The organism is Kitasatospora sp. NPDC059577, from assembly GCF_042735475.1.
In the GTDB taxonomy this organism is placed as follows: domain Bacteria; phylum Actinomycetota; class Actinomycetes; order Streptomycetales; family Streptomycetaceae; genus Kitasatospora.
On record NZ_JBHWBZ010000009.1, the window covers coordinates 169185 to 179444 of the forward strand.

Genomic DNA, 10260 nt, shown 5'->3' on the forward strand with positions numbered 1-10260 from the left:
GGACGGCGCAGTGCCGTCCGGGGCCGCCGAGGCGTCCGGGGATCAGACCTTCAGGTACTTGCGCAGCGTGAAGAACGCCGCCACACCGGCCATCCCCATGCCCACCACGACCAGCAGCGGTATCACCGCCAGCACCGATCCGAGGCCGATGAAGTGGATGAACTGCACCCGGTCGGCCAGCCAGCCCTGCACGAAGAAGTGGCCGCCGATCAGCAGGCCGGAGGCCATCACCGCACCGAGCAGCGCGGCGAACGCGGCCTCGGCGATGAAGGGCATCTGGACGTAGAAGTTCGAGGCACCGACCAGGCGCATGATGCCGGTCTCGCGCCGCCTGCTGTACGCCGACACCCGGACGGTGTTGACGATCAGGAGCAGGGCGACGAAGAGCATCAGCACCATGATCACGAACGCCGCCGTCTGCAGACCGTTCAGCAGGCCGAACAGGTTCTGCAGGATCTTCCGCTGGTCCTCGACCGACTTCACGCCGGGCTTGCCGGCGAAGGCGCTCTGGATCACGTCGTACTTGGTCGGGTCGTTGAGCTTGACCCGCCAGGACTGCGGCAGGGCGTCCGGGCCGAGGACGGGGATGAGCGGGTTGTCCGGGTTCATCTCCTTCCAGTGCTTGTACGCGTCGGCGGAGCTCTCGTACGTGGAGGACTGGACCACCGAGGTCATCTTGTCCAGCTGGGCCTTGATGTCCTGGACCTGCTGGTCGGTGGCCGCGCCCTTGTCGCACTGGGGCGAGTCGCGGGCGTCCGCCTTGGTGCAGAAGTAGATGCTCACCTCGACCTTGTCGTACCAGTACCCCTTCATGTTGTTCACCTGGTCGCGGACCAGGAGCGAGGAACCGGCGAGGGCGAGGGAGAGCGCGACGCTGACGACGACCGCGATGGTCATCGTCAGGTTGCGTCGGAGACCCACACCGATCTCCGACAGGACGAACTGGGCACGCATGCGGGAAACAACTCCAGGGTCGGTACTGCTCTGGTCTGGCGGTACGGGCCGGCGGCCCTACGGGTCAGCGCTGGGGGATCAGTGCTGGTACCCGTAGACGCCGCGGGCCTGGTCGCGGACGAGCAGCCCCTTGTCGAGCTCGATGACGCGCTTGCGCATCTGGTCGACGATCGCCTGGTCGTGGGTGGCCATCAGCACCGTGGTGCCGGTGCGGTTGATGCGGTCGAGCAGCTTCATGATGCCGACCGAGTTCTGCGGGTCGAGGTTGCCGGTGGGCTCGTCCGCGATGAGCAGCATCGGACGGTTCACGAAGGCGCGGGCGATCGCCACCCGCTGCTGCTCACCACCGGACAGCTCGCCCGGCATGCGGTCCTCCTTGCCGCCGAGGCCGACCAGCTCCAGCACCTCGGGCACCACCTTGTTGATGGCGCTCTTGGGCTTGCCGATCACCTCGAGGGCGAAGGCGACGTTCTGCGCGACCGTCTTGTTGGGGAGCAGGCGGAAGTCCTGGAAGACGGTGCCCAGCTGGCGGCGCATGTGCGGCACCTTCCAGTTGGACAGCTTGCCGAGGTCCTTGCCGAGCACGTGCACGGCGCCCGTGCTGGGACGCTCCTCGCGCAGGCACAGGCGGAGGAACGTGGACTTGCCCGAGCCGGACGAGCCGACCAGGAAGACGAACTCGCCCTTCTCGATCTCCAGCGAGACGTTGTCCAGGGCGGGACGGTTCTGCTTGGGATAGGTCTTGGAGACGTTGTCGAATCTGATCACGGCTGCATCACGGAGGCCATCCTAGGCGGCGCCAATCCTCGGTCGATCCGCCCCGGGGGCCCGGCCCGGGGGCGGGCGAAGGGAGCGCGGAGGGCCGCTCCCGGTCTCGGACCATACGCGAATCGGCAACCGGCCCGCAGGGGCAGCCCGTGACAGCCCTCCGAATCTGGGGGAGAATGACTGCTTATGCCCGGAATATTGCGAGGCATCTCACAGCCCGGGAGCCGGAACCGCCGGAACCTGGCAGAGTGGGAGGTGGCGACCGCGTCCGGCCGCTCCCCCGTACAGGGCAAGAACGGGAACCAAGGCCCCGTCCGGTGCGTTGGCTGTAGCAGCGAGGAGGAGATCGCATGACCTGCGACCATCTGGTGTGCGCCAACTGCAACGGCCGTGTCAGCGACGGGCGTTGCCCGGTATGCCGCGCCAACCGGGCCCGACTGCAGGACCAGCAGGGGCCGTTCGCCGCATTCTCCCCCGCGATGCTGCTGGCCCTGCTGGCCGGACTGCTCGCGGTGGCGCTGATCGCCCGGCAGGCGCTGGCCTGAGGCCCATCCGTTCCACCCCCTCGTGATCCTCCGATCCACCCCGGTCCACGACGAAGGGCCCCGACCGCAGCGGTCGGGGCCCTTCGCTCTGTCGTCGCGCCGTTACTCGGCGCTGGTCTCGCGCTGCTTGCGCCAGCGGATGCCGGCCTCGATGAAGCCGTCGATGTCGCCGTCCAGCACGGCCTGCGGGTTGCCGGCCTCGTACGCGGTGCGGACGTCCTTGACCATCTGGTACGGGTGCAGGACGTAGGAGCGCATCTGGTTGCCCCAGGAGCTGCCGCTGTCCTTGAGCGCGTCCATCGCCGCCTTCTCCTCCTGGCGGCGCCGCTCCAGCAGCTTGGCCTGGAGGACGTTCATCGCGGACGCCTTGTTCTGGATCTGCGAGCGCTCGTTCTGGCAGGAGACCACGATGCCGGTCGGGAGGTGCGTGATGCGCACCGCCGAGTCGGTGGTGTTGACGCCCTGGCCGCCGGGGCCGGAGGCGCGGTACACGTCCACGCGCAGCTCGCCCTCGTCGATGTCGACGTGGTCGGACTGCTCGACGACCGGGAGGACCTCGACGCCGGCGAAGGAGGTCTGCCGGCGGCCCTGGTTGTCGAACGGCGAGATGCGGACCAGGCGGTGGGTGCCCTGCTCGACCGAGAGGGTGCCGTAGGCGTACGGCGCCTTCACGGTGAAGGTCGCGGACTTGATGCCGGCCTCTTCGGCGTACGAGGTGTCGTACACCTCGGTCGGGTACCCGTGCCGCTCGGCCCAGCGCAGGTACATGCGCATCAGCTGCTCGGCGAAGTCGGCGGCGTCCACGCCACCGGCCTCGGCACGGATGTTGATCAGCGCCTCGCGGGCGTCGTACTCGCCGGACAGGAGGGTGCGGACCTCCAGCTCCTCGACCGCCTTCTGGAGGGCGACGAGCTCGACCTCGGCCTCGGCGCGGGTGTCCGCGTCGTTCTCGGCCTCGGCCAGCTCGAACAGCACGCCCAGGTCGTCGATGCGGCTGCGCAGGCCCTCGACCCGGCGCAGTTCGCCCTGGAGGAAGGAGAGCCGGCTGGTCACCTTCTGCGCGTTCGCGACGTCGTCCCACAGGGTGGGGGCGGCTGCCTCCTCCTCCAGGACCGCGATGTCGGCCCGGATCTTGTCCAGGTCGAGGACGGCCTCGATCGACCCCATGGTCGTATCGAGGTTCTTGAGCTCTTCGGAAGGATCGACGGCTGCCACGCCCCCAGGGTAATGGTTCCGGGGGTGGTCATGACGACACCCCCGCTCCCCCGGCCCTACGGCGCCCGCGGGGCGGTGCCGTGCACGGCCGGGCGGGCCGGGTGGCCGCGGTCCGGCGCGGTGGCCGCGAAGGCCGTCCAGGCCGCGGCCGCACCGGCCAGCAGCAGGACGGTGGCCAGCAGGACGGCCAGCAGCCGGCGGCGGCGCAGCAGGGCCTGGCGGTCCCGGCGGTGGCCCGGCGCGGTGCGCTGGGCGCGGGACTCGGCGGCGTACGCGGCCAGCTCCTCGGCGGAGGGCCGGCGCAGGCTGGTGTGGGTGTCCCGGGTGGAGTCCGGGGCGGCGCCGGGCACCAGCGGGACGGCCGGCCCGCGGCGGCGCTTGTGGACGCCCGGGCCGGCGTCGACCTCGGCGTAGACGGCCTCGCCGGGGGTCAGCTGCTCCTCGGCCGGGGCGCGGCCCTGGGCGGGCACCACGAGCACCGGCAGGCCGGCCAGCGACGGCAGCTGCTCGCGCAGCCGGGCGGCCAGCTCGGCGGCGCGCAGCCGGGAGGCGGGGGCCTTGGCCAGGCACTCGGAGATGATCCGCCACAGCCCGTCCGGTAGGCCGGGGATCGGCGGCACCTGCTCGGTGACGTGCCGGCGCAGCACCGCGCCGGTGTGGCCGCCGCCGAACGGGGTGAAGCCGGCCAGCAGCTCGTACAGGACGGTGGCGAGGGCGTAGATGTCGACGGCCGCGCGCGGCTCCAGGCCCTCGATGATCTCGGGGGCCAGGTAGTCGGGGGTGCCGATGATCCGGGTGGCCCGGGTGCGGCGCGGGGCGTCGACCAGGCGGGCCACGCCGAAGTCGGTGAGCTTGGCGCGCGGGGCGCCGCCGGGGCCGGGGGCGGCGGCGAGGTCGAGCAGGACGTTCTCCGGCTTGACGTCGCGGTGGACGATCCCGGCCGCGTGGGCGGCGGCGAGGCCGTCGGCGACGTCGGCGATGATCGAGGCGGCGGTCTGCGGCGGCAGCGCGCCGTCCCGCTCCAGCCGGGAGCGCAGGTCGCTGCCCTGGACCAGTTCCATCACCAGGGCGAGGTCGCTGCCGTCCACGACCATGTCGCGCACGCCGACCACCCGGGGGTGGTCGAGGCTGGTCAGCGCGGTGCGCTCCTGGACGAAGCGGCCGACCAGCACCTGGTCGGAGGCGAGGTCCTCGCGCAGCAGCTTGACCGCGACCGGGCCGTCGGGCCCCTCACCGAGCCAGACCGTCCCGGCCGAACCCCGGCCGATGACCTGGTGGACGGTGTACCGGCTGCCGATCTTGCGTGCCAATGCTGCTCCGTGGGCGGCGCGGGAGCGCTCCGGGGGTCCGGCGCGCTCGGTGGGGCGGGACAACAGCGACCAACCTACGCGCCCGGAGGCCCCGAAGGGCCGCCTGATGGCCCCGGAGCGGGAGTCTCGGGCGAGAAATCTCGGAAATTGTCGACAAAGCGTCAATCTTGCCGTCCGGCACCGGCGTCGGGCCCGGACCGGTCGGTCCGGGCTCCGCGGCGGATCCGTCCCGGCCGGTCCCGGCGGCCGGCGACGGCGCTACTTGCCGAAGACGCTGTTCACCCAGTCCCGCGCCGAGTCGAACCAGCCCACGACGTTGTCCCAGTAGTGCGGCAGCGGGGTGAAGTTCCACAGCGCCACCCCCGCCACGGTCAGCACCAGCAGCACCATCAGGCAGCCCTTGAGGCAGCCGAGCCCCGGGATGTACATCCGGTTGCGGCTGCGCGGGCGCGGCTCGCGGGCCGGCGCCGGCTCACGGCGGCGGGCCGGCTCGCGCGGCGGCTCCTCACGCCGCGGCGGGGCCTCCCGGTACTGCGGCGCCGGCGGCTCGGCCCGGCGCGGCGCCGGGGAGGGCGGGGGCGGCGGGTAGCCGCCCTGCGGCTGGCCGTACCCGGCCGGGGCCTGCCGCCGGCCGCCGGGCGGCTGCGGGCGGCCGCCCTGGGGGGCATGGCCGCGCTGGGGGCCCTGCCCGTCCTGGCCGGCCTGCCCGCCTCGTCCGGCCTGGTAGGGCGGCGGGGCGACCGGCGGGCGCTGCGCGTAGCCGGGCGGCGGCGGGGCCTGCCGGTAGCCGGCCGGCGGCTGCGGCTGGTGGCCGGGCCGGCCGCCCGGCGCTCCCTGACCGGCCTGGTAGGGCGGCGGGGCGACCTGCGGCTCGCCGTACTCCTCGTAGTCCTCCGGGCCGAAGTAGCCGACCTGGGTCTGCTGGTTGCGGTCCCGCGCCGCGCGCAGCTGGGTCTGCCACGGGTGCGGCGCCTCCTCCTGCGGCCCGGGGGGCGCGGTGGGCGGGGGCGGCGGCACGGCGGTGGGCGGCAGCACCTGGGTGCGGTCCGCGCTGCCGTACGGGGGCGCGGGCGGCGGCTGGGTGCCCATCACCCGGGTCGCCGCGGCCGGGTCGTACCCGGGGGCGCCGGGGGCGCTCGGCGGCAGCACCTGGGTGCGGGCCTCGGTGCCGCCCGGAACGGCCGGGACGGCGCCGGGCACGGTGGTGGGCTGCGGGTCCGGCTGGAGCAGGGCGGCGACCGCCAGCGCCTCGTCCACCGCCGCCGGGGAGGCGTGCACACCGACACCGGCCGCGACCACCCGCAGGGCACGGGCCAGCGAGGTGGCGCTCGGCCGCTGGGCCGGGTCCTTGCGCAGGCAGCGCTCGATCACCGTCCAGAGCGGCTCGGGCATGGTGCTGGGCCGCTGCGGCTCCTGCGCGAGGTGGGCCTGGAGGACGGCGAGCGCACTGTCGCCCTGGAACGGCTGGCGGCCGGTGACCAGCTCGAACAGCATGATCCCGGCGCCGTACACGTCCACCGCGGAGGTCTGCGGGCGGCCCTCGGCGGACTCCGGCGCGACGTAGGCGGGGGTGCCGACGAACTCGTGGGTGCGGGTGACGCCCGGGGAGTCGGCGAGGCGGGCGATGCCGAAGTCGGTGAGCAGCGGGTGCATCTGCTCGATGCCGTTGACCACCGTGGAGGCGAGCAGCACGTTGGCCGGCTTGAGGTCGCGGTGGACGATCCCGTCCGCGTGGCTGGCCGCCAGCGCGTCCGCGACCTGCGCCATCAGCAGGGCGCCCGCGATCGGGCTGAACGGGCCGTTGGCGCGCAGGTAGCGGGCCAGGTCGGGGCCCTCCACCAGGTCCATCACCAGGGCCAGCAGCTCGCCCTCGACGACCAGGTCGCGAACCCGGACGATGTTCGGGTGGGTCAGCCGCAGCAGCAGTGAACGCTCGCGCAGGAAGCGCATCACGACGTCCGGGTCGGCGGCCAGTTCCTCGCGCAGCACCTTGATCGCCACCCGCTGGCCGGGCTCGCTGCCCGGCACCTGGACGTCCTCGCGCACCACGCCGCGCCAGACGGTGCCGGTCGCACCCCGTCCGAGGGTCTCATCCAGCAGATACTTGCTGCCGACTGGCCGCACCTGTCGCACTCCTCGCCGTGCCGCCCGCGCGGGGCGCTCCTCCGCTGGTGCGGTGAGCCTGCCGGGCCCGTGTCTGCGGCCACTCTAACGGTGTCCGTTCGGGTTTTTGAGGTGACCGGCAGGCCATCCGAGCAGGGTTGGGGGACATCCCCTAGGGGACCACCCGGAGCGGGTCGAGGGGCCGGCTCAGGGGGGCGGCAGGGGGGTGGTTGACCTGACTCACCGCCACCTCCACCATGACGATGATCGCAAGATCGTCAAATCCGGTACGGTGCGCGGACCGTCCGTGCCGGATGGCAGGATGGACACTCGCCACTCGTGTGGCCCAATGGGGTCGCCGCGTCCGCCCGGTGCGTGCGCGACGGCGCCGGGGTACCAGGCTTCACACCAGCAGAAGGGACCCGCGGGCGAGATGCAGATCCGGCTGACCGTCCTCCGACCGCGCAGCGGCCCGGCCGCCGCCGGCTCCGCCATCCCCTACGTGGACGTGCTGGTCACCGCGCCCGTCGGCACCGCGCTCGGCGCCATCGCCGGCGCCCTCGCCGGCGCCGTGGGCGTGCGCGGACCGCGGGCCGCCACCCACGTGCACCTGTACGCCGGGGCGCACCGGGTGGACGAGCACACCCTGCTCGGCCACCCCCCGCTGCTCGACGGAGCCGTCCTCAGCCTCAACGAACCCGACCCCACCGCCGACGACCCCGACGACACCCCCGCCGTCGCCGAACTTCGCGTCGTCGGCGGCCCCGACGCCGGCGGCGTGCACCGGCTGCACGGCCGGGAGATCCGGATCGGCCGTTCCGGTGAGGCCGACGTCCCCCTCGACGACCCGGACGTCTCCCGGCTGCACCTCGCACTGCACATCGCCGAGGACGGCCGGGTCGCCGTCCGCGACCTCGGGTCCACCAACGGCACCACCCTCGACGGCCGGCTCGTGCCGCCCTGCCCGCCCGAGGCCGCCGTCCCGCTGGAGCCCGGCGCCCTGCTGCGGATCGGCGAATCGACGCTGCAGGTCACCGCCCCCGACCCGGCCGAACCCGCCGGTGCCGTCCGCGCCGCCCTGCCCGACGGCCACGGGCACCTCCAGCTCGCCGCACCCGGCCCGGCCCGGCCCGCACCGCCGGTGGTCGAGCCGCCCGCCGCCCCCGAACCCGCCCCGGGCCGGGGCCGCGGCCTGTTCTCGCTGCTGCCCGGCCGCACCGCCGAGCCGCCCGGCCAGGAGAGCGCCGAACGCCACCACGCCGCCGTACGGCTGCGCCAGACCGCCGCCCAGCGCGAACGCTGGCCCGACCTCGCCGGCCTGCTGCTCAACGCCGTCGGTCCCGGCCCCCGGCTGTGGGAGCGCGGCCCCGGCCACCCCGACGCGCTCACCCTGCGCCTGGGCACCGCCGACCGCCCCGGCGGCCCCGGCACCACGCCCGGCACCACGCTGCCCGCCGTCCCGGTCACCCTCGACCTGCAGACCGCCGGCAGCCTCGGCCTCTGCGGGCCGCGCGACCGCCTGGACGCACTCACCCGCGCCGTCGTCGCCCAGCTCGCCGCCCTGCACCCGCCGACCGGCCTGAGCCTGGTCGTGGTCGACGCCGACCCGGCCCGCACCCCCGAGGAGCGCGTCGACACCTGGGCCTGGGCCCTGTGGCTGCCCCACCTGCGCCCGGCCGACGGCCAGGACTGCCGCCTGCTGATCGGCCTCGACGACGAACAGGCCACCGCCCGGCTGACCGAGCTCACCGCCCGGCTCAGCGGCCCCAGCGGCCTCGGCGGCCACGCCGCCACCGTGGTCGTGGTCGACGGCCGCCCGGCCTCCGAGACCGCCAGGCAGGCGCTCGACCTGCTGCTGCGCCAGGGCCCCGCGGTCGGCATCTTCCCGGTCTGCCTCGCCGAACAGCCCGAGCTGCTCCCCCGGGGCCTCGGCGCGACCGCCCTGATCACCGGCGAGGTCGGCACCCAGCTCTCGCTCGACCGCCCGGTCGCCCGCGGCCGCGAGACCCTGCACGAGGTCTCACTGGACGCCGTCTCCGACGCCTGGGCCGAACGGCTGGCCCGCGTCCTCGCCCCACTGCGCGAGGCCGCCCCGGCCGTCCGCGGCCCGCTGCCGGACGCGCTGCGCCTGCTCGACCTGCTGCAGCTCGACACCGTCACCCCGGCCAAGCTGTCCGCCCGCTGGGCCGCGCACGCGGGCGGCATCGGCGCCGCCACCGCACTGCTCGGCACCACCCGGGACGAGCTGTGCACGCTCGACCTGGCCGACCCCGAACTCGCCCTGCCCTCCCCCGACCCGGGCGGCCCGCACCTGCTGATCGGCGGCGGCCGCGGCTCCGGCAAGACCGAACTGCTGCGCACCCTGGTCGCCTCGCTCGCGGTCTCCGAGCGCCCCGAGCGGCTGGCCGTCACGATCATCGAGGGCCGGCCCACCGAGGAGGGCCTGGACGGCTGCACCGAGCTGCCGCACGTGACCGGCCTGGTGAACGCCGGCGCCGATCCCCGGGCCGCACTGCTCGCAGCCGAGGCGCTGGAGGACGAACTCGACCTGCGGGAGCGGCTGTTCGACGGCCTGGACTTCGCCTCCTGGCACGCCGCGCGCATCCTGGACGACCGGCACGCGCTGGACGAGCGGCCCGAGCCGGTGGAGCACCCGCAGGTGCCCGTGCCCGCCACCGTCGGAGCCGCGGCCGCCCCGGCGGCCCGGGTCATCGCGCCGCGCAGCGCGGAGGGCCCCCGGCCCGGCGCCGCCCCCGCGACGCCCGCCCCGGCGACGCCCGTCCCGGCCCGCCTGGTCGTCGTCGTGGACGACTACGACGCCCTGCTCTCCCCCACCTCCCCGGCCGGCCGGCCGCTCGCCCGCGCACTCGCCGACATCGCCCGCCGCGGCGGGGCGCTCGGCGTCCACCTCGCCGTCGCCACCGGCCGCCCGGAGGACAGCGCGGGCAGCGAGGTGGACGAGGCCGCCCTGCTGCGGATCGCGCTGCGCACCGACGACCCGGCCGACTCCGACCTGCTGATCCACCTGGGCGACGCGGCCGCCCTCCCCGAGGACACCCCCGGCCGCGGCTACCTGCGGCTGCCGGACGGCGGCGTCACCGCCTTCCAGACCGCCCGGATCAGCGGTCGCATCCCGCGCACCGCCACCCTGCGCCCGACGGTGGTCGCGGTGGACCCGCTGCAGCTCGGCGCCCCGCCCGCCCGCCGGCCGGTCCGCGAGCTCGGCAACGGCCCCACCGACCTCGCCCTCCTGGCCAGCGCCCTCCAGCGCGCCGCCGCCCCGCGGGGTGGGGGGGGGGGGGCGGCCCCCCGCGAAGACGGAGGGGGCCCGGGGGAGCGCGGGGGGGGTGGGGGGGGCCGCGCGC

General features: G+C 75.0%; 7 protein-coding genes. 2 read left to right on the forward strand and 5 right to left on the reverse strand.

All coding sequences use genetic code 11. The annotated features are described in order from the left end of the window. Window positions 1-42: 42 nt before the first annotated feature. Both ftsX and ftsE read right to left on the reverse strand, forming a co-directional pair. Window positions 43-954, reverse strand: coding sequence for a permease-like cell division protein FtsX (ftsX, locus tag ACFV0O_RS11425; RefSeq protein ID WP_360253477.1), 912 nt, complete (start codon window positions 952-954; stop codon window positions 43-45). Window positions 955-1032: 78 nt separating this feature from the next. After that, a complete protein-coding gene (gene ftsE, locus ACFV0O_RS11430) occupies window positions 1033-1722 on the reverse strand; it encodes a cell division ATP-binding protein FtsE (protein WP_030059730.1) in 690 nt (229 codons plus the stop codon). Window positions 1723-2072: 350 nt separating this feature from the next. Between ftsE and ACFV0O_RS11435 the strand changes: the two genes are divergently transcribed. Beyond that, the gene (locus ACFV0O_RS11435; protein WP_360253479.1) at window positions 2073-2267 is read left to right on the forward strand and encodes a hypothetical protein; all 195 of its coding nucleotides are present in this window, start codon (window positions 2073-2075) and stop codon (window positions 2265-2267) included. 102 nt (window positions 2268-2369) lie between these two features. Here the strand turns inward: ACFV0O_RS11435 and prfB are convergent, their stop codons facing one another. The 3 genes from prfB to ACFV0O_RS11450 all read right to left on the reverse strand — a co-directional run bounded on the left by prfB (window position 2370) and on the right by ACFV0O_RS11450 (window position 6916). Then, a complete protein-coding gene (gene prfB / locus ACFV0O_RS11440; RefSeq protein WP_380339492.1) occupies window positions 2370-3482 on the reverse strand; it encodes a peptide chain release factor 2 in 1113 nt (370 codons plus the stop codon). 56 nt (window positions 3483-3538) lie between these two features. Beyond that, complete coding sequence (locus ACFV0O_RS11445) at window positions 3539-4792, reverse strand: serine/threonine-protein kinase (protein WP_360253483.1); 1254 nt, start codon at window positions 4790-4792, stop codon at window positions 3539-3541. A gap of 258 nt (window positions 4793-5050) precedes the next feature. After that, complete coding sequence (locus ACFV0O_RS11450; RefSeq protein ID WP_380339495.1) at window positions 5051-6916, reverse strand: protein kinase; 1866 nt, start codon at window positions 6914-6916, stop codon at window positions 5051-5053. Between the two features lie 412 nt (window positions 6917-7328). Here ACFV0O_RS11450 and ACFV0O_RS11455 point away from each other — a divergent pair. Beyond that, on the forward strand, window positions 7329-10260 hold a 2932-nt coding region (locus tag ACFV0O_RS11455; protein WP_380339498.1), incomplete at its 3' end, for an FtsK/SpoIIIE domain-containing protein.

What these genes read in the sequence shown, in the direction of transcription:
- ftsX (WP_360253477.1), bottom strand. Translation starts at nt 954, where the DNA reads ATGCGTGCCCAGTTCGTCCTGTCGGAGATCGGTGTGGGTCTCCGACGC.
- ACFV0O_RS11435 (WP_360253479.1), top strand. Translation starts at nt 2,073, where the DNA reads ATGACCTGCGACCATCTGGTGTGCGCCAACTGCAACGGCCGTGTCAGC.